23 protein-coding genes are annotated in these 20,298 nt (G+C 64.8%); 20 read left to right on the forward strand and 3 right to left on the reverse strand.

Annotated elements, in window-relative coordinates; translation table 11 throughout:
* Window positions 1-11 precede the first annotated feature (11 nt).
* On the forward strand, window positions 12-743 hold the full coding sequence (locus CIT40_RS12875; protein WP_094896298.1) for a cytochrome c biogenesis CcdA family protein: 732 nt from the start codon (window positions 12-14) through the stop codon (window positions 741-743).
* Between the two features lie 2 nt (window positions 744-745).
* Here CIT40_RS12875 and CIT40_RS12880 read toward each other — a convergent pair whose 3' ends face one another.
* On the reverse strand, window positions 746-1,450 hold the full coding sequence (locus CIT40_RS12880; RefSeq protein ID WP_162307470.1) for a hypothetical protein: 705 nt from the start codon (window positions 1,448-1,450) through the stop codon (window positions 746-748).
* 47 nt (window positions 1,451-1,497) lie between these two features.
* On the opposite strand from CIT40_RS12880, the gene CIT40_RS12885 reads away from it, so the two are divergent.
* From CIT40_RS12885 to CIT40_RS12940, 12 genes are all read left to right on the forward strand, one after another.
* Window positions 1,498-2,115: a SoxW family protein gene (locus CIT40_RS12885; RefSeq protein WP_094896336.1), complete on the forward strand. Its 618-nt coding sequence runs from the start codon at window positions 1,498-1,500 to the stop codon at window positions 2,113-2,115.
* 128 nt (window positions 2,116-2,243) lie between these two features.
* Window positions 2,244-2,699, forward strand: coding sequence for a sulfur oxidation c-type cytochrome SoxX (soxX, locus tag CIT40_RS12890; RefSeq protein WP_167443341.1), 456 nt, complete (start codon window positions 2,244-2,246; stop codon window positions 2,697-2,699).
* Window positions 2,700-2,718: 19 nt separating this feature from the next.
* Window positions 2,719-3,171, forward strand: a complete 453-nt coding sequence (gene soxY / locus CIT40_RS12895) for a thiosulfate oxidation carrier protein SoxY (RefSeq protein ID WP_094896300.1) — start codon at window positions 2,719-2,721, stop codon at window positions 3,169-3,171.
* A 17-nt stretch (window positions 3,172-3,188) separates the two neighbouring features.
* On the forward strand, window positions 3,189-3,515 hold the full coding sequence (gene soxZ / locus CIT40_RS12900) for a thiosulfate oxidation carrier complex protein SoxZ (protein WP_094896301.1): 327 nt from the start codon (window positions 3,189-3,191) through the stop codon (window positions 3,513-3,515).
* Between the two features lie 28 nt (window positions 3,516-3,543).
* Window positions 3,544-4,365, forward strand: a complete 822-nt coding sequence (gene soxA / locus CIT40_RS12905) for a sulfur oxidation c-type cytochrome SoxA (protein ID WP_094896302.1) — start codon at window positions 3,544-3,546, stop codon at window positions 4,363-4,365.
* Between the two features lie 27 nt (window positions 4,366-4,392).
* Window positions 4,393-6,084 (forward strand): thiosulfohydrolase SoxB, encoded by a 1,692-nt coding sequence (gene soxB, locus CIT40_RS12910; protein ID WP_094896303.1) that lies wholly within the window; start codon window positions 4,393-4,395, stop codon window positions 6,082-6,084.
* Between the two features lie 6 nt (window positions 6,085-6,090).
* A complete protein-coding gene (soxC, locus tag CIT40_RS12915) occupies window positions 6,091-7,353 on the forward strand; it encodes a sulfite dehydrogenase (protein ID WP_094896304.1) in 1,263 nt (420 codons plus the stop codon).
* Complete coding sequence (locus tag CIT40_RS12920) at window positions 7,337-8,029, forward strand: c-type cytochrome (protein WP_414645419.1); 693 nt, start codon at window positions 7,337-7,339, stop codon at window positions 8,027-8,029. Before soxC ends, CIT40_RS12920 begins: the two co-directional genes overlap by 17 nt.
* 26 nt (window positions 8,030-8,055) lie before the next feature.
* Window positions 8,056-8,490, forward strand: a complete 435-nt coding sequence (locus CIT40_RS12925) for a DsrE family protein (protein ID WP_414645425.1) — start codon at window positions 8,056-8,058, stop codon at window positions 8,488-8,490.
* Between the two features lie 15 nt (window positions 8,491-8,505).
* Window positions 8,506-9,411 carry an alpha/beta hydrolase gene (locus tag CIT40_RS12930; RefSeq protein ID WP_109862223.1) on the forward strand — a complete coding sequence of 302 codons (906 nt, stop codon included), beginning with the start codon at window positions 8,506-8,508 and terminating at the stop codon, window positions 9,409-9,411.
* Window positions 9,412-9,421: 10 nt separating this feature from the next.
* Entirely contained in the window at window positions 9,422-9,865 is a 444-nt protein-coding gene (locus CIT40_RS12935) for a DsrE family protein (protein ID WP_094896338.1), read from the forward strand.
* 106 nt (window positions 9,866-9,971) lie between these two features.
* Entirely contained in the window at window positions 9,972-11,057 is a 1,086-nt protein-coding gene (locus CIT40_RS12940) for a YeeE/YedE family protein (RefSeq protein ID WP_094896750.1), read from the forward strand.
* Window positions 11,058-11,156: 99 nt separating this feature from the next.
* On the opposite strand, the gene CIT40_RS12945 is transcribed toward CIT40_RS12940, so the two are convergent.
* Window positions 11,157-11,891 (reverse strand): SDR family NAD(P)-dependent oxidoreductase, encoded by a 735-nt coding sequence (locus tag CIT40_RS12945; protein WP_094896339.1) that lies wholly within the window; start codon window positions 11,889-11,891, stop codon window positions 11,157-11,159.
* A 13-nt stretch (window positions 11,892-11,904) separates the two neighbouring features.
* Window positions 11,905-12,939 carry a LacI family DNA-binding transcriptional regulator gene (locus tag CIT40_RS12950; protein WP_094896340.1) on the reverse strand — a complete coding sequence of 345 codons (1,035 nt, stop codon included), beginning with the start codon at window positions 12,937-12,939 and terminating at the stop codon, window positions 11,905-11,907.
* Between the two features lie 169 nt (window positions 12,940-13,108).
* Here CIT40_RS12950 and CIT40_RS12955 point away from each other — a divergent pair, with 169 nt between their 5' ends.
* The 7 genes from CIT40_RS12955 to CIT40_RS12985 all read left to right on the forward strand — a co-directional run bounded on the left by CIT40_RS12955 (window position 13,109) and on the right by CIT40_RS12985 (window position 20,272).
* A complete protein-coding gene (locus tag CIT40_RS12955) occupies window positions 13,109-14,410 on the forward strand; it encodes an ABC transporter substrate-binding protein (RefSeq protein ID WP_094896341.1) in 1,302 nt (433 codons plus the stop codon).
* A gap of 61 nt (window positions 14,411-14,471) precedes the next feature.
* Entirely contained in the window at window positions 14,472-15,359 is an 888-nt protein-coding gene (locus CIT40_RS12960) for a carbohydrate ABC transporter permease (protein ID WP_162307472.1), read from the forward strand.
* 4 nt (window positions 15,360-15,363) lie between these two features.
* The gene (locus tag CIT40_RS12965) at window positions 15,364-16,191 is read left to right on the forward strand and encodes a carbohydrate ABC transporter permease (protein WP_094896343.1); all 828 of its coding nucleotides are present in this window, start codon (window positions 15,364-15,366) and stop codon (window positions 16,189-16,191) included.
* A 7-nt stretch (window positions 16,192-16,198) separates the two neighbouring features.
* Window positions 16,199-17,203, forward strand: a complete 1,005-nt coding sequence (locus CIT40_RS12970) for a zinc-dependent alcohol dehydrogenase family protein (RefSeq protein WP_094896344.1) — start codon at window positions 16,199-16,201, stop codon at window positions 17,201-17,203.
* Window positions 17,204-17,208: 5 nt separating this feature from the next.
* Window positions 17,209-18,282 (forward strand): ABC transporter ATP-binding protein, encoded by a 1,074-nt coding sequence (locus CIT40_RS12975; protein WP_094896345.1) that lies wholly within the window; start codon window positions 17,209-17,211, stop codon window positions 18,280-18,282.
* On the forward strand, window positions 18,279-19,238 hold the full coding sequence (locus CIT40_RS12980; protein WP_094896346.1) for a sugar kinase: 960 nt from the start codon (window positions 18,279-18,281) through the stop codon (window positions 19,236-19,238). Before CIT40_RS12975 ends, CIT40_RS12980 begins: the two co-directional genes overlap by 4 nt.
* Window positions 19,235-20,272 (forward strand): tagatose 1,6-diphosphate aldolase, encoded by a 1,038-nt coding sequence (locus tag CIT40_RS12985; protein WP_094896347.1) that lies wholly within the window; start codon window positions 19,235-19,237, stop codon window positions 20,270-20,272. Before CIT40_RS12980 ends, CIT40_RS12985 begins: the two co-directional genes overlap by 4 nt.
* Window positions 20,273-20,298 lie beyond the last annotated feature (26 nt).

Below are 20,298 nucleotides of genomic sequence, written 5' to 3' on the forward strand. Positions count from 1 at the left end.
ATGGGGCGGAAATGACCTTGGACGTCACGCTGGGTGCGGCCTTTGTCGCGGGCCTGTTGTCGTTTCTTTCGCCCTGCATCCTGCCTCTGGTCCCGCCCTTCCTTTGCTACATGGCCGGTGTCTCGGTCACGGATCTGTCCGGCGACCGGCCGGAGCTGCGGCCGCGGATCCTGATCTCTGCGCTGGCCTTCGTGGCGGGCTTTTCGCTGGTGTTCGTCGCGCTCGGCTCGACCGCGTCGATCGCGGGACGCTTCATCTCCGCACATCTGTCGACGCTCGGCATCGTCGCCGGCGGGCTGATCATCGTCATGGGTCTGCATTTTCTCGGGCTGCTCAGGATTCCGATGCTCTATCGCAGCGCGACCGTGCAGTTGGACAACCGTCCGGCCGGCGTGGCGGGGGCCTTCGTCATGGGCCTGGCCTTTGCGTTCGGCTGGACGCCCTGCGCAGGCCCGATCCTCGCCGCCGTGTTGCTGATGGCGGGCTCGGAGGACTCGACCGGGCGAGGCGCGCTGCTGCTGCTCGCCTATTCGGTCGGGACCGGAATTCCCTTCCTGATCGCGGCGGCCTTCACCGGCCGCTTCATCGCCGCGCTCGGCCGTGTGCGCCGGCATCTCGGCCTGATCGAGAAGACGATGGGCGTCTTCCTGGTCGCGACCGGCCTGATGTTTCTGACCGGATTGATGCCCGCGGTCTCGGAATGGCTGCTCGAGCATTTCCCTGCATTGACCAGCATCGGCTGAGGCTAACCGTAGCGAAAGTCGAGCAACTGCGCGAAGGACTGCAGCTCGATGAGGTAGCGGTGCACGAGGGGACCGTCGCCCGCCATCGCCGCATGAGCGATCTCGCTGCTGCTGGCGATTGCGCCGTCGATCAGGCGGCGGAATTCGCCCTGGGCGGCGATCTCGCCGTTTGCCCATTCGTTACAGCGTACGAGCCGATCGCGGAACGCGCTTGCAGCAGCAACGGTCTCCTCGGCGTTCGCCGGCGCCGGCTGTTCGCCGTATCTGATGGCCGCGACACGCAACGCTTCCATGGCGGGCGCGATCTCGAAGATGCAATCGCCGAGATCATAGAACCCCGCGTGACGTCTGAGCGCGTGAAAAGCCTGCCGAAGCGCGAGCAAATCTCGGCCGGCGGCGACGGTGTCGCCTCGCTCCAGCGCGCCCGTGATCATCGTGAGCCTCTCGCGACCCCCGTCGAGAAATTCCGACAATTCGGCCGGTCGGTCAGCGGGCAGGGGAGCGAGCCGTTTCCACCGGGCGACAGCTTCGTCGGTCTCGATCTGTGCCAGCGCGACGTTTCCGGTGCGCGCATAGCTCGCGGCGGTGCGCAGATTGGCCGTGATCGGCGCCATCGTCGATGCAACATCAGCAGCTCTATCGGCTTCCGCGCCGAGCGCGAGAGCATTCGAGGCGAGCCACGCCAGCAGTGCGATGGTGCAGCGCAAGATCGGAACTCCTTGTCACATTCGTGTATTCGAATATCATAATGAAAATGAGCAACGCGCAAGATCTTCCGATGCACGAAATCCCGACGTCGCTTCGCAAGCTGACCCGACGCGGCCTCCTGGCATTCGCAACAGGCGCGGCCTTGGCCGGCCGCGGCGCGGCGGCGGCCGAGCCGACGGTCGGAGAAGACGGGCTCTATCACGAGCCCTGGTTTCTGCAGAGCTTCCTCGATCTGCGCGAGGATCTGGAGAGCGCGGCGGCCGGCGGCAAGCGCCTCGCCATCATGTGGGAGCTGCGGGGCTGCCCCTATTGCCGCGAGACGCATCTGGTGAACTTCGCCGATCCCGGCATCTCGGGCTATATTCGCGACAATTTCGAGGTGTTGCAGCTCAATCTGATCGGTTCGCGCAAGGTGACGGACTTCGATCGCCAGGAACTGTCGGAGAAAGAGCTCGCCCAGAAATACGGGATCCGGTTCACGCCGACCTTTCAGTTCTTTCCGACATCCCCCGACGGTCTCGAGGTAAAGGACGCGACGGCGCGCGAAGTGGCGCGGGCCCCCGGTTATCTCAAGCCACAGCACTTCCTGGCGATGTTTCGCTTCGTGCGCGAGCGCGCTTACGAACGCGGCTCGTTTCGGGATTTCCTGGCCGCGAACGGTTGACCAAGAGCGTCGTTCGAATTTCGCTTGACGCCGCCAATCATATGAACATATCATAATAATTGAATTTGATGGGCCGTGAGTCCATCGTAACCAAGAGCGGGCGTCACCCCGCGATAAGGGTAGGAAACATGCGGCGCTCGCTCGCGGCTGCGTTTGCACTTTGTCTGTCGGCCGGCGGCGCTCTCGCGCAAGAGGCCGTCAAGGAGCCGATCAAGCTCGACATCGTCAACGACTCCCTTCCCAAATCCCTGACGGGCGCGCCCGGCGATGCCGCTGCCGGCAAGAAGGTGTTTCTGACGCGCACGCTCGGCAACTGCCTGGCCTGCCATCAGGTCACCAGCCTGAAGTCCGAGGAATTCCACGGCGAGTTCGGTCCGTCGCTCGACGGCGTCGCCGGCCGCTACACCGAGGCGCAGCTCCGCCTCATCGTCGCCGATCCCAAGCGCATCTTCACCGACACTGTCATGCCGGCGTTCTTCAAGAACGACGGCTTGAGCCGGGTGCGCCCGGAGTTCGTCGGCAAGTCAATTCTGACGGCCGCGCAGGTCGAGGACGTGGTTGCCTATCTCAAGACGCTGAACTGACGGCGAGGAGGATCAAGGAATGAAAGCCATCAATCGACGGCAGGCATTTGCGCTCGGGGGCGGCTTCGTCATGCTGACCCTGATGCCCATGGCGGCCGATGCCGAAGTGACGGGCGACGCGGCGAAGTGGATCGAGAAGTTCACCGGCGGCAAGCAACCGGTCAAGGGCAAGATCTCGCTCGACCTGCCGGAGATCGCGGAAAACGGCAACACCGTGCCTCTGTCGCTCACGGTCGAAAGCCCGATGACCGCGGACTCCTATGTCAAGGAAGTCATGATTCTCGCGGACGGCAATCCGAACGCCGGTGTCGCGACGCTGATGTTCACGCCGCTCTCGGGCAAGGCGGAGGCATCGATCCGGATCCGGCTCGCCACCACGCAGAACGTGGTTGCGGTCGCGAAGATGAGCGACGGGTCGCTGTTCACGGAGCAGAAGACCGTCAAGGTCACAATCGGCGGCTGCGGCGGCTAAGCTCAAGGAGACGGACGATGGCAGAGAAACCGCGCCTCAAGCTTCCCAAGGAAGCGGCCAAGGGCGAAATCATCCAGATCAAGACCCTGGTCTCGCATGTCATGGAGTCGGGCCAGCGCAAGGACGCGCAGGGCAAGCCGATACCGCGCAAGATCATCAACAAGTTCACCTGCGAATTCAACGGCAAGCCGGTCTTCAGCTGCACGCTGGAGCCCGCGATCTCGGCCAACCCCTACATCCAGTTTGACGCCAGGATCGACGAAGCCGGGACGTTCAAGTTCGCCTGGACCGACGACGACGGCTCGGTGATCACGGCCGAAGAGAAGATCTCGCTCAAGGCGTAGTGCCGTAGAGCTTCGAGGGAGAGGGCGGATGCTGTCGCGCTGTATTGGACTAGCTGTCGCGATCGCCGCGGCCGTATCGGTGGCGACGTGTGCCTCCGCGCAGGAGGCCGAACGCAAGGGCATCCCGGCGCCTCCCGGACACGTCTTCAAGACCATCATCTCCGGCTACCAGTTCCGCAGCAAGGAAACGCGGGCCCTGCAGGACGACGACCTGGAGAACCCGGGCTTCCTCGCGGTGGAGCGCGCGGCGGATGCCTGGAAGAAGGTCGAGGGCAGCGAAGGCAAGTCCTGCATGACCTGCCACGGCGAGGCCGAGACCAGCATGAAGGGCGTCGGCGCGGCGATGCCGAAATGGGACGACAAGCTCAAGAAGCCGGTCAATCTCGAGCAGCGCATCAACATCTGCCGCAGCGAGCACATGAAGGCGGAGCCCTGGAAATTCAAATCCAGGGAGCTGACCGACATGACCACTTTCGTGCGATACCAATCGCACGGCATGCCGGTGGCGGTGAAGACCGACGGGCCGATGTCGCCCTGGTTCGAGCGCGGCAAGCAGACCTACTACACGCGCTATGGACAGCTCGATCTCGCCTGCGCGTCGTGCCACGAGCGCAACAACGGCAAGTTCATGCGTGCGGACTTCCTGAGTCAGGGCCAGACCAACGGCTTTCCGACCTATCGGCTGCGCGACCAGCGCCTGGTGCCGCTGCATGAGCGGTTCGAAGGCTGCATGTTCGACGTGCGTGCCGAGCCGTTCAAGCCGCTCTCGGACGAATTCCTCGCGCTCGAGCTCTATGTCGCCTGGCGCGGCATCGGCTTGCCGGTCGAGACGCCGTCGGTGCGCAACTGACACGATGAGCTTGCAGGAGTATTGCGCATGATCTCTCGCCGCGAGTTCATTCAGGTTGCCGCGGCCACGGCGGCCCTGTCGAGCGGATTCGGCGCCGGCCTGACGCGCGCGGTCGCCCAGCAGCGCCTGACCGAGAAGGAATTGCTGGCGTTCGAACCGCTTGGCAACGTTACGCTGGTGCACGTGACCGATATTCACGGCCAGCTGATGCCGCTGTATTTCCGCGAGCCCTCCACCAATCTCGGCGTCGGCGAGGCCAAGGGCCTTCCGCCGCATGTCACCGGCAAGGAGTTTCTCACTCGCTTCGGCATCGCGCCCGGCTCGTCCGCGGCCTACGCGCTGACCTCGGAGGATTTCGAAGCGCTCGCCAAGAGCTACGGCCGGATCGGCGGGCTCGACCGCGCCGCGACCGTGATCAAGGCGATCCGCGCCGAGCGCGGCGACAAGGTCGCGCTGCTCGACGGTGGCGACACCTGGCAGGGCTCGTGGTCCTCGCTGAAGACGCGCGGCCAGGACATGATCGACTGCATGTCGCTGCTCAAGCCCGACGCCATGACCGGCCATTGGGAGTTCACCTACGGCTCCGATCGGGTCAAGCAGGCGATCGAGGGCCTCGGCTTCCCGTTCCTCGGCCTCAACATCCGCGACACCGAATGGAACGAGGCGGCGTTCGAGGCCTCGATCATGATCGAGCGCGGCGGCGTCAAGATCGCGGTGCTCGGCCAGGCCTTCCCCTATACGCCGGTCGCCAATCCGCGCTGGATGATCCCGAACTGGTCGTTCGGCGTGCGCGAGGAGGACGTTCAGGCGCAGGTCGACAAGGCCCGCAAGAGCGGCGCGCAGCTCGTCGTGCTGCTGTCGCACAACGGCTTCGACGTCGACCGCAAGCTGGCGAGCCGTGTCAAGGGCATCGACGTCATCCTGACCGGACATACTCACGACGCGCTGCCCGAAGCCGTCAAGGTCGGCAAGACCCTGCTGATCGCATCGGGCTCGTCCGGCAAGTTCGTCTCGCGGCTTGATCTCGACGTCCGCGACGGTGAGGTCAAAGCGTTCCGTTACAAGCTCATTCCGCTGTTCTCCGACGCGATCAGTGCGGATGCCGAGATGGCGGCGAAGATCGCCGAGGTCCGCAAGCCCTTCGCGAGCGATCTGGCCAAAGTGCTTGGCAAAACCGATTCACTGCTTTACCGGCGCGGCAATTTCAACGGCACGTTCGACGATCTGATCTGCCAGGCGCTGCTGCAGGAACGCGATGCCGAGATCGCGCTGTCGCCTGGCTTCCGCTGGGGCACCAGCGTGCTGCCGGGGCAGGACATCACCTTCGAGGACGTCACCAACGCGACCGCGATCACCTATCCCGCGGTCTACCGCATGGGCATGACCGGCGCGCGCCTGAAGGAGATCATCGAGGACGTCGCCGACAATCTCTTCAACGTCGATCCCTATTACCAGCAGGGCGGCGATATGGTGCGGATCGGCGGACTGTCTTACGCGATCGACGTCACCAAGCCGCAGGGGCAGCGCATCTCCGACATGCAGGTTCTCAAGACCGGTGCGCCGATCGATCCCGCCAGGGAGTATCAGGTCGCGGGCTGGGCCAGCGTCAACGAAGGCACTGAAGGGCCGCCGATCTGGGAGGTCGTCGCGAACTATCTGACGCGGCAGAAGACCGTTCGGCTCGAGCCCAACCGGGCCGTCAAAGTTACCGGAGCGTAAGAAGCGATGTCGAACACAGACAACCAATCCCGTCGCAGCTTCCTGGCCACCGGCGCCGGCGTCGCGGCCGCGATGCTGGCAAGACCGGCTGCCGCTGGCGGAAATCCCGCCAACCAGCCGCCTAACGTGCCCGAGTGGACCAAGTCGCTCGGCGAGGGCGTCGCCGTGCGCCCGTATGGCAAGCCGTCGAAATTCGAGAAGGACGTCGTCCGGCGCGACGTCGAATGGCTGACTGCCTCGCGCGAATCCTCGGTGAGCTTCACGCCGCTGCACGAACTCGAAGGCATCATTACCCCGAACGGCCTCTGCTTCGAGCGCCATCACGGCGGCATCGCCGAGGTCGATCCGGCCGATCACCGCCTGATGATCCACGGGCTGGTCGAACGTCCGCTCATTCTCACGCTGGAAGAACTGAAGCGCTATCCGCGCGTCAATCGCATCCACTTCATGGAATGCGCGGCGAATTCGGGCATGGAATGGCGCGGCGCCCAGCTCAATGGCTGCCAGTTCACTCACGGCATGATCCACTGCGTGCAGTATACCGGCGTCTCGCTTCGCACCTTGCTGCAGGAAGCCGGCGTCAAGACCAACGCCAAGTGGTTGCTGGTCGAAGGCGCCGATGCCGCCGCGATGGACCGCAGCCTGCCGATCGAGAAGGCGCTCGACGACTGCATCATCGCCTACAAGATGAACGGCGAGGCGCTCTATCCCGAGCAGGGCTATCCGATGCGGCTCGTGGTGCCGGGCTGGCAGGGCAATCTCTGGGTCAAGTGGCTGCGCCGCATCAAGGTCGGCGACCAGCCCTGGCATACCCGTGAGGAGACGTCGAAATACACGGACCTCATGCCGAACGGCAAGGCGCGCCGCTTCACCTGGTCGATGGACGCCAAGTCCGTGATCACGAGCCCGAGCCCGCAGGCGCCGATCAGGCATGGCAAAGGCTTTACCATCGTCTCGGGTCTGGCCTGGAGCGGCAACGGCAAGGTCAAGCGCGTGGACGTCTCGCTCGACGGCGGTCGCAATTGGTGGTCGGCGCGGCTCGACGGGCCGGTTCTCGACAAGGCGCTGACGCGCTTCTACTACGAGTTCGACTGGAACGGCGAGCCGCTGCTGCTGCAATCACGCGTGCAGGACGAAACCGGCTACGTGCAGCCGAGCAAGGCGGAACTGCGCAAGATCCGCGGCGTCAATTCCATCTATCACAACAATGGCATCCAGACCTGGCATGTGCAGGCCAATGGTGAGGTCGAGAATGTCGAAGTCGCTTAAGCTCGTTGCAGCCACGCTGCTTGCCTGCGCGCTGAGCGCGCCGGCGCCGGCGCAGCAGAAGGCCGACGCCAAGAGCGGTCCGCGCTATCACATCGGCCGCGTGCCCACCGCGGACGAGATCCGCGGCTGGGATATCGACGTGCGTCCCGACGGCCAGGGCCTGCCGGAAGGCAAGGGCACGGTCGCGCAGGGCGAAAAACTGTTCATGGACAATTGCTCGACCTGCCATGGCGAGTTCGGCGAGGGCAACGGCCGCTGGCCGGTGCTGGCCGGCGGCAAGGGCTCGCTGACATCGGACAATCCGGTCAAGACCGTGGGCTCATACTGGCCCTACGCGTCCACCGTGTTCGACTACATCAGGCACGCCATGCCCTATGGCAATACGGGGTCGTTGTCGGTCGATGAATATTACGCGCTGGTCGCCTACGTCCTCTATCTGAACGACGTCGTCACCGATCAGAACTTCGAGCTGAACAAGAAGACCCTTGCCGCGATCAAGATGCCGAACGAGCAGGGCTTCGTGATGGACGACCGCGCCACCAGCGAGAAGTCGTTCTGGCAGAAGGACCCCTGCATGAAGGACTGCATCGCTCCGGTGAAGATCATCGGGCGCGCTGCCGCCATCGACGTGACGCCAGAGGACGGCAAGGAGAAGAAGTCGCGGGGCGTGGAGTGAGGCCCGGCCGGGCGAGCCGCCGCACGCTGCTGCATGCGGTTCTCGCCGCTGGCTTGGTTTTCACGATCCATCCGGCCGCGGCCCAGGCAGTCGAACCTCACAGGCTCGCGCTGCAGATCAGCGACGACGACCCGGCCAAGATGCGTGCCGTCCTCGATGTTGCGGCCAACGTCTCGCGGCATTATTCCGGGCAGGGCGAGGACGTCGAAATCGTGGTCGTTGCCTTCAACGGCGGCCTCGACATGCTGCTCGCGGACCGCTCGCCGGTGAAGGAGCGCCTGGTGAATTTCCTGAAATCGATGCCTAATGTGAGCTTCATCGCCTGCGGCAACACGCTGGAGACGCTGGCGGCAAAAGAGGACAGGCGACCGCCGCTGATCGAGGGCGTCAGCGTCACGCAGGTCGGGGTTGCCGCGCTGATGGATTTGGCGGAGAAGAACTGGACGATTGTCCGGCCATAGGGGAGAGAGCCGACGATGCGATGGTTGCTGGGATTGACCATCTTGCTCGCGTTCGCAGGGTCCGGATATGCGGCCGAGCAGGAGCTCGAACTGTCGATCGAGGGCCGCACCACGCTCGCAACGCTGCGCACACCCGCCGCGATGACACCGGACACACCGCTCGTCGTGATGACCCATGGCACGCTTGCGCACAAGGACATGGAGGTCATCCAGGGCGTTGCCAAGGCGCTGGAGCAGCGCGGCATCGCCTCTCTTGCGCACACGTTGTCGCTGGGACTCGATCGCCGCAAGGGCATGTATGATTGCGCTGCGCGGCATGACTATGTCGTTGAGGATGCGGTTGCCGAGATCGGCGCCTGGGTGGCGCGGGCGAAGGGCCTGTCCCGGCTCGTCTTCGCGTTCGGTCATTCGCGCGGCGGCAACCAGGTCGCGCGGTATCTCGCAGCCGGCGAGGCCCCGCCGGTGGCGGGTGCGGTGCTGCTGGCGCCAGCGACCGCAAAAGCCGAGGCCGATCTGCGCGCCTCCTACGCCACGACCTACGGCAAGCCGCTCGAACTGGTTCTGGAGCTGGCGACCAAGGCGGTCGCGGCCGGCCGCGGCGGAGAGTGGATGGACGTCCCGGGCTTCGTCTATTGTCGCAATGCCGTGGTCACCGCGCGGGCCTTTGCATCATTCTACGGTGCCGATGCCGGCCAGGACACGGCCGCGCTGGTGGCGCGCGTGAAGCTGCCGGTGCTTGTGCTCGCCGCGACGAAGGATAGTGTCGTGCCCGACGTTGCGGACGCCTTCGCTTCGCTTGCGGGGTCGAGCGGGGGCAGAGTCCAGCTCGACAAGATCGAGGATGCCGATCATTTCTTCCGCGACCTGTTCGCCGAAGACGTCGCCGACCGCATCGCCGAATTCATCAAGCAGACACGATAAGAGGGGGACCATGCAGCGTCGATCCATGCTTCGCGCGAGCCTTGCCGGACTATTTGGTGCCTTCGCAGTGCGCCAGGCATCCGCGGCCACGGAAACGTCCGCGCGGCAGCGCGTCGTCTATCATCTCGCCGATGCCGATCGGGTCGTCTTCGTTCTGGGCAATCTGCAGAACCATGTCGACGGTGTCGGCGGACCCGGGAAGGCCGACATCAGGCTGGTCGTACATGGGCCGGCGCTGCGTGCCTTCCACGCGCTCGCGGCGCAGGATCACACCGTTGCGATGATGACGAAGCTCGTCGATGCCGGCGTTGGTTTCGACGCCTGCGCCAACACGATGAAGGCGCAGGGCGTCAAGCTGGACGACCTCACGCCCGGCTTCGTGGTGGCCGAGAAGGGCGGCGTGGTGCGGCTCGCCGAGCTGCAACAGCAGGGATATGCCTATCTACGGCCATGAGGCCGCTCCGCTCCGGCATGCTGCGGTGTCGAGCTTTGATCTGGCTCATGGGACGCGACGGCCCAATCGCTAGAATTGCATGCTCGCAGGAACAGCCGAGGCGGACGTGCTGACGCCGATCATCGATCTCTTGGGTGAAGACCGGCTGTCATGGCTCGGTGGGCTTCTGGTCGGAGGCCTGTTCGGGTTCTTTGCCCAGCGCAGCCGGTTCTGTCTGCGTGCCGCGGCGGTCGAATTCTCCCGCGGCGAGGGCGGGCCGCGCCTTGCGGTCTGGCTCCTGACCTTTGCCGCGGCGCTGGTGGGCACGCAAGGCCTGGTCGCGCTCGGCTGGCTCGACGTATCCGAGGCGCGTCAGCTCGCGCAGCAAGGCAGCATCTCCGGCGCACTGCTCGGCGGCGTCATGTTCGGTTGCGGGATGATCCTGGCGCGCGGCTGCGCCAGCCGGCTGTTGGTGCTCTCGGCCAATGGCAATCTGCGGGCATTATTGTCCGGGCTGCTGTTTGCGGTGACCGCGCAGGCCTCCTATCGCGGCCTGCTGTCGCCTGCGCGCGAATGGGTGACCAGTCTGTGGCTGGTCGATGGCGGCCCGTCGCGCGACATCATGGCGGTGTTCGGTGCCGGCACGCCCGAGAAGCTTGCATTCGGAGCGGTGTGGCTGCTTGCGGGGCTGTCCTTCGCCTTTCGCAGCCGGTTGCCGCGCCGGCTGATTCTTGCCGCGCTTGCCACCGGAGCGGCCGTCGTCGCCGGCTGGCTCTTCACCTATCAGCTGTCGCAGGCTTCCTTCGCGCCGGTGACGCTGAAGAGCCTCACCTTCAGCGGGCCGTCGGCCGAGTTGCTGATGCTGGTGCTCAACAGCGCGCAGCTCCGGCTCGGCTTCGATCTCGGCATCGTCCCCGGCGTGTTTCTCGGCTCGTTTCTCGCCGCGGCACGTGCGCATGAGCTGAAGCTCGAGGGATTTTCGGATGGGCTCGGCATGCGACGCTACCTGCTCGGGGCGGTTCTGATGGGGTTCGGTGCGATGCTCGCCGGCGGCTGCGCGGTTGGTGCCGGCGTGACCGGCGCCTCGGTCTTCGCACTCACCGCCTGGCTCGTGCTCGGCGGCATGTGGCTGGGGGCGGGACTCACGGATCTGCTCGTCGATCGCGCCGGCATGCCGCAGCAGACGACGACCGTGCCGGCAGCGGGCGGCTGAATCGCCGCGGTCCTGGTCGGCGCGCTGAGCGACCTCATCGGCCGCAGGAAGACGTTTCTCATCATCGGCATCCTGGCGCACATGCGGCCGCGCCAGCCACTACCCCGCCAGAAATCCGCCATCCACCGCGACCACCGTTCCGGTCGCGTATTGCGAGGCCGGCATGCAGAGGAAGGCGACGGCACCGGCGATGTCCTCGGGCTGTCCCCAGCGCTTGAAGGCGGTGCGGTCGGCGATGCGCTGATAATGGGCGCGGTCGGTGCGGCCGGCGGCATTGATCGCGGTTTCGACATAACCGGGCGCAACGGCGTTGACGCGGATGCCGTCTTCGGCCCACGCCAGGGCCAGCGCCTTGGTCAGCATCACGACGCCGCCTTTGCTGGCGCAATAGGCCGGAATCCGCGGCAGCGCCAGGGTGGCATTCATCGAGGCGATGTTGACGATCGAGCCGTTCATCTTCGCCAGCCGCGAGCGGAACGCCATGCAGGTCCGGAACGTGCCCGTGAGATTGACGTCGAGCACTTTCATGAAGGTCTCGATCTCGTATTCCTTGTCCCGCGCCAGGATGCCGGCGCAATTGATCAGCGCATCGACGCGTTGGTGTTGGCCGGCGAATGACGCGACGGCTTCATCGTTCGTGACATCGAGCGTCGCGAGCGCAAGCCCGCTGCGCGGCTTGAGCAGGGAGCGTGCGAGATCGGCATCATTGACGCCTGTGGCGGTCACCGTCGCCCCGAGATCGCAGAACTGGTTGCTGATCGCCGCGCCGATGTCGCCGGCACCGCCGACCACGACGGCGTGGAAGCCGGGGGTGAGAGAGAAGCTGGCACTCATCGGAGATCTCACTTCAGATTGGGGGAGGCGGAGCCGTCGATTCCCGAACCACCAGCGAGAAATCGACTTCGCGATGCATGATGGTTTGCTCGCCGGCGAGGCTGCGCACCAGATATTCTCCGGCACGCTGCCAGGTCTCGTCGGTTGGGACGTGGATCGTGGTCAGGCTCGGCCGCAAATGGCGGCTCCAGTCGAGGTCGTCGAAGCCGACGACCGACAGATCGCGCGGCACCGAAAAGCCGCTGCGCTCCGCTTCCAGCAGGACGCCATAGGCGATGACGTCGTTGCCGCAGACCACCGCCGTCGGGCGGTCCCTGAGGTTGAGGAGATGGCGAGCCGCCTCGCGCGCGTCGTCCAGGGTATAGGGGACCTCGACATGCCATTCAGGAGGCATCTCCAGGCCGTTCTCCGCGAGCGCGCGGCGAAAGCCGGCGACGCGGGCGCCGGCGCGGTCGTTGTTGCGCTGGAGCGCGGACACGATTCCGATCTTGCGATGGCCGAGCTCGATGATATGCGCGGCCGCCCGATGGGCGGCGGCTTCGTTGTTGGTGCCGACGCAAGGGTAGGGTCGGTCGGGCTGATAGATCCCGACATTGATGAAAGGCACCGCATTGTCGGCGAGCAGCTTGCGCAAGCCCTCGTGATGGCAATCGCCCCGCAGCACGAGGCCATCGACGCCGCGGCCGATCAGGTTGCGGGCCTGTTGCAGCTCGACGTCGAGATCGTATCCGCTCGTGGTGAGAAACAGCATGTAGCCCACCGAGGAGAGGTATTTCTGCAGCGAGGCGATGCCGCGCGCGAACATCGTGTTGTCGATTGTCGGCACGATCGCGCCGAGCGTACGCGAGCGCCGCGATGACAGAATGCGGGCCGGCGCGTGCGGGATGTAACCGACCGCTTCGATGGCCTGCGCGATGCGCGCGCGCAGGGACGGGCTGACCGCATCCGGGCTGTTGAGTGCACGAGAGACCGACGCCGTCGACACGCCGGCTCGCGCGGCGACGGCGCGGATGCCTTGCTTCGTCAATTTGGCGGACGATCCGGTCATGATGTAACGTTACAGTTGCGCTTTTAGGCCCGCAAATAGGAGAATATCTTCGATATTGCAGCAGAAAAGCTAAATTGTCTATCACTTGACAGAGGTGCTGTGGCGCTTAGGATGTAACCGTTTTCATAAAAGGCGCGACAGCATAAGGCGCCAGCGGGAGGAGAGTTCGATGAAGGCCAAGATGCTCGCGACGCGCGTCGCGTTGCCCGTTCTTGCGATTGCCGCCGTCAGCGCGCAGGCGCGCGCGGCCGATTTCGACTGGATGAAATTCAAGGGCAAGACCGTCACCTTTCTCGCCAACAACAATCCGGTCTCGCAGGCGCTGCTGACCTACAAGGCCGATTTCGAGAAGCTGACCGGCATGACCCTGAAGGTCGACGGCTATCAGGAACAGCAGATGCGCCAGCGTCTGGTCACGGTCATGAATGCGAACAGCGACGAGGTCGATGTCTACATGACGCTGCCGTCGCGCGAAGGCGAGCAATTCGCCGCCGCCGGCTGGTATGCCGATCTCACCGCAATGGCCAAGAACGACGTTGCCAAGGATTACGATGCAGCCGGCCTGAGCCAGGCGCTGCTGAAGGCAGCGACGTTCGGCGGCAAGCTGACCAGCATGCCGATGAACCTCGAAGGTCCGATTTTCTATTACCGCACCGATATCTTCAAGAAGTGCGGCCTCGAGGCGCCGAAGACGATCAAGGACGTCGAGGCTGCGGCCGAGAAGATCAAGACCTGCGACAGCTCGGTAACGCCGTTCGTCTCGCGCGGCCTCAAGCCCGCGGTCGCCTACACCTTCAGCAACATGCTGCACAATATCGGCGGCAGCTATATCGCGAACGGCAAGTCCAATCTCTGCTCGGCCAAGGGCAAGGAGGCGCTCGACACCTATAGCCGCCTGCTGCGCGATTTCGGACCGCCCGGTGTCGTCAATTACAGCTTCCAGCAGATCTCCGCGCTCTATCGCAGCGGCCGTGCCGCGATGGCGTTCGAATCCTCCAACGAGTTGCGTACCGTCATGGACGGCGGTGCGCGCCTCAAGGACACCGGCCTGTTGCCGTTCCCGGCGGGCGAGGCCGGCCAGGTGCCGACCACGATCGGCTGGGGCATGGCGGTGTCCTCGCACAGCAAGCAGCAGGATGCCGCCTGGTATTTCGTGCAGTGGGCGACCAGCCCGGAGGTGCAGAAGAAGATGGCGCTCCAGGGTATCGCGCCGCCGCGTCCGTCGGTCGCGAACGATCCCGAATATCGCAAGTGGATCGATGAGGAGCCGGTGCGGAAGGAATGGCAGGCCGCGCTCGACGTGCTCGCCACCAAGGGCTCGTCCGAAGTCGGATATCCCATCGTCGCCAATCCGCAATCGCGCGAGTTCATCGGGCAGGCGGTACAGGATCTGATCCTGAAGCAAAAGCCGATCGACCAGGCCTGTGCGGATGCCGACAAGGCGCTGGACGCGCTGATCGCGCTGAACTGACCGTCCGGTGCCGGCTGGCTCGCTGCCTGCCGGCACCTCACCCGATCGAGGACAGGAATACATGTCTGATACGGCTGCGCCACTCACGCAGGACCGGCAGAAGCTGGAAATGGCCGCGCTCTCCGCGCCGGCCGTGATCTTCACGGTCGCGATGATCGCGTTTCCGGTCGTCTATACGATCTGGCTCGGCTTTCAGACGTTCTCCTCGACCGGCAAGCAATCCTTCGCGGGTCTCGCCAATTATTTGAAGCTGGTTTCTGACTACGAGTTCTGGCACGGGCTGTGGATCACCATCGCGCTGTTCGTGCTGTCGCTCGTGCTGCAGCTCGTCTTCGGCATCTGGCTCGCGCTGGTGCTGTTCAACGCCAAGCGCCTGCCGGGCATCGTACGCTCGCTGTTCATCTCGCCCTTCATGATGCCGCCCGTCGTGGCCGGCATGATGTGGCTGGTGATCCTCGATCCGTCGCTGGGGGCCGCCAACTATATCCTGCAATCGTTCGGCCTGCCGCCCTCAGACTGGCTGGCTTCGCCGACATGGGTGGTTCCGACGGTGGCGCTGATCGACAGCTGGCAATGGACGCCTTATGTCGCCCTGATCGTGCTCGGCGGATTGCAATCGCTGCCGCCGAGCGTCTATGAGGCCGCGCAGATCGACGGCGCGTCCCCGTTCAAGACGTTCCAGCGCATCACGCTGCCGCTGCTGCTGCCGACCATCGTCACTGCGGCGATCCTGCGCAGCGTCGATCTGCTGCGCTTCTTCGACATCATCTACATCACGACCCAGGGCGGGCCGGGCAACGCCTCGAACACGCTCAATATCTACGGCTTCCGGGTCGGATTCGAATTCTTCAACATCGGCTATGCCAGCGCATTGATGCTGACGCTGACCGCGATCGTGTTCGGTGCCGTGCTCGCCTTCAACCGCCTCCGCAGCGCAGTGGCGTGGTGATGCCATGAACGATGCCGTCAATACCGATCGCTGGATCCGTTGGCTCAACACGGTGCAACTCGTGATCGCCGGTGTGCTCATCATGGCGCCGACGGTCTGGATGGTGCTGTCCTCGTTCAAGCCGTCGTTCGAGGTCACCGCCTATCCGCCGACGCTGGTTTTCTCGCCGACGCTGGACAATTATGTCGAGCTGACGAGGACCACGCCGTTTCTCAGCTACGCGCTCAACAGCCTCATCGTCACCGTCGGCTCGACCGCGCTCGGGCTGCTGTTCGGGATTCCCGCCGCCTTCGCCGTGTCCTGGACCCGGATCACGTGGCCGGCGATCCTGACGCTCGCGGCGCGCATGGCGCCGGGAACGCTGTTCCTGTTGCCGTGGTACGTGATGTTCCGGCAAATCGGCTTGATCGGCTCCTACACCGCGCTGATCCTCAGCCACGCCGTCATCACCCTGCCGATCGTCATCTGGGTGCTGCTGCCGTCGTTCGATGCCATCCCACGCAGCGTGTACGAGGCGGCACAGGTGGATGGATGCAGCGTCACGCGCATCCTCTGGCGCATCGCGATGCCGCTGGTGGCGTCGGGCATCGCCGTGTCGGCGATTCTCGCTTTCGTGTTCTCGTGGAATTACTTCCTGTTTGCGCTGGTGCTCTCCAATGGCGACACCAAGACGCTGATCGCGGCCGCCTTCAACTTCATCGGTGAAGGCTCGACGCAATGGGGCGCCCTCATGGCGGCTGCGACGCTGATCGCGTTGCCGCCGCTGGTGCTGGCGGCCCTGGTTCAGCGCTGGCTGGTGTCCGGACTGACGCTCGGTGCGGTGAAAGGCTAGGTATTGGATGAACGTATCTCCCCGTCCGAACTCGATCATGCAGGCCGCGGTCTTCCACGGCAACGACCGCATCACCATCGAGCGCGTCGCAATGCCCGATGTCGGCCCCGGCGAAGTGCTGGTGCGGGTCTCGCGCACCGCGCTGTGCGGCTCCGATTTCAAGCTCTGGCACAAGGGTGCCGAGTTCACCGCCGGGCATGAGATCTTTGGCGTCGTCGAGCAGCCCGGCCACCGGCTGCATGGCCGCCGTTGTGCCGTCTACATCCCCCTACATTGCGGCCACTGCGCCGCCTGCAAGCGCGGCGACACCCAGATGTGCCTGGAGGTCTCGAGCCTGATCGGCTGGAACAGGCCGGGCGGCTATGCCGAATACGTTCCGGTGCCGGAAAACTGTTTGCTGCCGGTGCCTGATGATATCGAGGACAGCCTCGCGCCGCTCTTGCTCGACACCATCGGCACCTCCGGCCACGCCGTGCGGTTCGTCGGTCGCGTGGTCCCGGCGAGCGAGGCCGGACATGTTCTCGTGATGGGCGCGGGGCCCGTCGGCCTCGGCGTCGTGCTGGCGCTCCGCGCGCTTGGCTACGACGATATCTACGTCGCCGATCCCAACGCGTCGCGATTGAAAATCGCGCAGTCTTTCGGTGCCAAGGCGCATCCAGTCGGTGATACCTCGAAGCGTTTCGCCCTCATCATGGAATGCTCCGGCGCCCATGCGGCACGCAACCTCGGCATCGAACTGGTCCTGCCGCGCGGCGCACTGGTGCTGGTCGGTGAAAACGCCGCGCCCTGGACCATCGAAGAGGGCAAGGTGTTTCGCCGCAAGGACTTCTACATGATCCGGACCTTCTACTTTCCGATCCAGGATTTCGAGCCGAATGTCGAACTGCTGCGCAAATACAAGGAGGAATATCGCGTCCTGGTCGATGGCGAGTTCGGCCTCTCGGCTCTCCCTGAGAATTTCGCCCGCTTCGCCAAGGGCGAGCTGATCAAGCCCGTGCTGGCGCTGGACTGACGATCATGGCCTCGATCTCGATCCGCAACCTGACCAAGCGCTACGGTAATTTCACCGTGATCCCCGATCTCAATCTGGAGATAGCGGACCAAGAATTCGTGGTTTTCGTCGGCCCGTCCGGGTGCGGCAAGTCCACTTTGCTCCGGATCATCGCCGGTCTCGAGCCGATTTCCTCCGGAGACCTCTACATCGGCGACACGCGCGTCAACGGCGTGCAGGCCGCGCAGCGCGACATCGCGATGGTGTTCCAGGACTACGCGCTCTATCCGCACATGCGGGTTTACGACAACATGTCCTTTGCGCTGGAGCTGCGGGGAACGCCGAAGGCGGAGATCGACGCGCGGGTGAAGCGCGCGGCGGCGCTGCTGCACATCGAGCCGTATCTCGACCGCAAGCCGAAGGAGCTCTCCGGCGGCCAGCGCCAGCGCGTCGCCATGGGGCGTGCGATCGTGCGTAACCCCAAGGCCTTCCTGTTCGACGAGCCGCTCTCGAATCTCGACGCCAAGCTGCGCGGGCAGGTGCGCGCCGAGATCAAGGCGCTGTCGCAGGAACTCAAGACCACCATGGTCTTCGTGACCCACGACCAGATCGAAGCCATGACCATGGCCGACCGCATCGTGGTGCTTCAGAGCGGCACGATCCAGCAATACGACACGCCCGAGGCGGTGTACGAGCGGCCGGCCAACCAGTTCGTGGCCGGCTTCATCGGCTCGCCGGCCATGAATTTCTTTCCAGTCGAATGGCGCGAGGGCCGGGCGGTCCTTTCGCAAGGCGGAACTGTGGTGCCGCTTGACGGCGAGACCGCAGGCCGGCTGAGCAAGGCCGGCAATGCCGCGCTGGGCATTCGACCCGAACATTTTGCCGTTGCTGCCGATGCAACCGACGGCATTGCCATCGAGGTGAGGCTGGTCGAGCCGCTCGGTTCGGATACGCTGATCCATTTCGATCTCGCCGGCGGCTCCGCCATCGCGCGGGTCGATCCGGCGCTACGGCCAAAGGTTGGCGATCGCATCACTCTGCGTCCGCAATCCGGCAAGACGCATCTGTTCGATGCCACAAATGGGCAGGTCGTGCGGTGAGCGCATTGGTCAACATCGGCGATCTGTCGGCTCTGTCTGACGTCGTGTCCAGGGCGAAGTCCGTGCACGTGATCTGCCTCGGATTGTCCGCGCTCGATCAGGTCTGGCGGGTCGACCGGCCGTTCGCGGGTGGAAGCGAGAAGATCAAGGCCATCGAATACGGTACGCTCGGCGGCGGTATGGCCGCCAATGCCAGCGTCGCGATCGCCAAGCTCGGTGCGTCCGTCGCGTTCTGGGGGCGGGCAGGGAATGACGCTGCCGGGCATGAGATGAGGTCGGCCTTCACCGCGGAAGGCGTCGACGTCGAGAATTTCCGGCTGTTTGCCGATGGCCGCTCATCCGTCTCCGGGGTCATCGTCGACAGCTCCGGCGAACGGCAGATCGTCAATTTCCGCGGTCTCTATCCCGAGGCCGCAGACTGGCTTCCCCGCGAAGCTGTCTCGCGCGCATCGTCCGTGCTGGCCGATCCGCGCTGGGTCGAGGGCGCCGAGACGTTGTTCCGCGCAGCGCGGGACCACGGCATCCCGACGGTGCTCGACGGCGACATGGCCGAGCCCGAAGTGTTCGAGCGGCTGCTGCCGCTGACCGACCACGCGATCTTCTCCGAGCCTGCACTTGCCGCCTTTGCCGGCGCGGCGGACGACAAATCCCTCGCAGCCATCGCGCGGTTCGGCTGCCGCGTCATCGCCATCACGCGCGGCGAGGGCGGCGTGAGCTGGTCCGAGAACGGCGAGTTGCAGCGGCAGGCCGCCTATGCCGTCGACGTCGTCGACACCACTGGCGCGGGCGACGTCTTCCATGGTGCCTATGCGCTGGCGATCGGCGCCGGTCTCGACGTGCGCGCCGCCATGTCATTCTCGGCGGCGGCGGCCGCCATGAAATGCCGCCACGCCGGTGGCCGCAATGGAATTCCCGATATCAACGAGTGTCTTGTATTCATGAGGACGAAGCCATGAGAACGATTGGAAAGAACCGCGGCCTGGCACGGCTTGCTGACGCTGATGGCCACTTTCGAATGGTCGCACTGGACCAGCGGCCGCCTTTGTTCGATGCCATCGCCAAGGCAAAGGGCATCACGCGGGAGCAGGTCGAATATTCCGACGTCACGGCGGCGAAGCGCCTCCTCGTCGAGAACCTTGCGCCGCACTGCAGCTCGATGCTGTTCGATCCCAATTTCGCCGTGCCCGCTGCAATCGATCTGCTGCCGCCGCGCTGCGGCCTGATCATGACGCTGGAAGAACACCGCGTCGAGGAAACCGCGGGTGGCCGCAAGTCGCGCGCCATCACCAACTGGAGCGTGGAGAAGATCCGCGCCATGGGCGGCGACGCCGTCAAGGTGCTGGCCTGGTACCGGCCGGACGCCGATGCCGCGGTGAACGATCACCAGAAGAAATTCGTGCGCGAGATCGGCGAGGACTGCGCCCGTCACGACATTCCCTACGTGCTCGAGCTGCTGGTCTATCCGTTCCTCGGCAGCGCCAACCACACCGCAGATTACGTGGAATCGCCGGGCAAGCTCCCCGGCCTCGTCATCGACAGCGTGCGCGAGTTTGCGAAGCCCGAATACAACGTCGACCTGCTCAAGCTGGAGAGCCCGCTGGCGGCCAACAGCCTGCCGGCCCGTGACGGCAGTGCGGAGGCCAAGGCCGCGCAGAAGGAGTTCGATGCGATCGGCGATATCTGCCGCGGCCGCAACATCCCCTGGGTGCTGCTGTCGGGCGGCGCCGCGCCGGAGAAATTCGAGCGGGTGCTCGACTATTCCTATGCCGCGGGCGCGAGCGGTTTCCTCGCGGGGCGCACCATCTGGCTCGATGCCGTGCTGAAGAATTTCCCGGATCGCGCTGCGGTGTCGGCCAGCCTGCGCAAGGACGGCCTCAACGTTCTGGAACGGCTCAGCGAGTTGACCACGGCCAAGGGGACGGCATGGAGAGCGCGCTATCCTGTTTTCAGCGATATCAAGCAGGAAGGTGACTTCGCGCGCGCTTACTGAGATGGTGGCGGCTCCGCGTCGTCTCG

Origin of the sequence: Bradyrhizobium amphicarpaeae (genome assembly GCF_002266435.3) — a bacterium.
Taxonomy (GTDB): Bacteria; Pseudomonadota; Alphaproteobacteria; order Rhizobiales; family Xanthobacteraceae; genus Bradyrhizobium; species Bradyrhizobium amphicarpaeae.

What these genes read in the sequence shown, in the direction of transcription:
- CIT40_RS12875 (WP_094896298.1), top strand. Translation starts at nt 12, where the DNA reads ATGACCTTGGACGTCACGCTGGGTGCGGCCTTTGTCGCGGGCCTGTTG.
- CIT40_RS12885 (WP_094896336.1), top strand. Translation starts at nt 1,498, where the DNA reads ATGAGCAACGCGCAAGATCTTCCGATGCACGAAATCCCGACGTCGCTT.
- soxX (WP_167443341.1), top strand. Translation starts at nt 2,244, where the DNA reads ATGCGGCGCTCGCTCGCGGCTGCGTTTGCACTTTGTCTGTCGGCCGGC.
- soxY (WP_094896300.1), top strand. Translation starts at nt 2,719, where the DNA reads ATGAAAGCCATCAATCGACGGCAGGCATTTGCGCTCGGGGGCGGCTTC.
- soxZ (WP_094896301.1), top strand. Translation starts at nt 3,189, where the DNA reads ATGGCAGAGAAACCGCGCCTCAAGCTTCCCAAGGAAGCGGCCAAGGGC.
- soxA (WP_094896302.1), top strand. Translation starts at nt 3,544, where the DNA reads ATGCTGTCGCGCTGTATTGGACTAGCTGTCGCGATCGCCGCGGCCGTA.
- soxB (WP_094896303.1), top strand. Translation starts at nt 4,393, where the DNA reads ATGATCTCTCGCCGCGAGTTCATTCAGGTTGCCGCGGCCACGGCGGCC.
- soxC (WP_094896304.1), top strand. Translation starts at nt 6,091, where the DNA reads ATGTCGAACACAGACAACCAATCCCGTCGCAGCTTCCTGGCCACCGGC.
- CIT40_RS12920 (WP_414645419.1), top strand. Translation starts at nt 7,337, where the DNA reads ATGTCGAAGTCGCTTAAGCTCGTTGCAGCCACGCTGCTTGCCTGCGCG.
- CIT40_RS12930 (WP_109862223.1), top strand. Translation starts at nt 8,506, where the DNA reads ATGCGATGGTTGCTGGGATTGACCATCTTGCTCGCGTTCGCAGGGTCC.
- CIT40_RS12935 (WP_094896338.1), top strand. Translation starts at nt 9,422, where the DNA reads ATGCAGCGTCGATCCATGCTTCGCGCGAGCCTTGCCGGACTATTTGGT.
- CIT40_RS12945 (WP_094896339.1), bottom strand. Translation starts at nt 11,891, where the DNA reads ATGAGTGCCAGCTTCTCTCTCACCCCCGGCTTCCACGCCGTCGTGGTC.
- CIT40_RS12950 (WP_094896340.1), bottom strand. Translation starts at nt 12,939, where the DNA reads ATGACCGGATCGTCCGCCAAATTGACGAAGCAAGGCATCCGCGCCGTC.
- CIT40_RS12955 (WP_094896341.1), top strand. Translation starts at nt 13,109, where the DNA reads ATGAAGGCCAAGATGCTCGCGACGCGCGTCGCGTTGCCCGTTCTTGCG.
- CIT40_RS12960 (WP_162307472.1), top strand. Translation starts at nt 14,472, where the DNA reads ATGTCTGATACGGCTGCGCCACTCACGCAGGACCGGCAGAAGCTGGAA.
- CIT40_RS12965 (WP_094896343.1), top strand. Translation starts at nt 15,364, where the DNA reads ATGAACGATGCCGTCAATACCGATCGCTGGATCCGTTGGCTCAACACG.
- CIT40_RS12970 (WP_094896344.1), top strand. Translation starts at nt 16,199, where the DNA reads ATGAACGTATCTCCCCGTCCGAACTCGATCATGCAGGCCGCGGTCTTC.
- CIT40_RS12975 (WP_094896345.1), top strand. Translation starts at nt 17,209, where the DNA reads ATGGCCTCGATCTCGATCCGCAACCTGACCAAGCGCTACGGTAATTTC.
- CIT40_RS12985 (WP_094896347.1), top strand. Translation starts at nt 19,235, where the DNA reads ATGAGAACGATTGGAAAGAACCGCGGCCTGGCACGGCTTGCTGACGCT.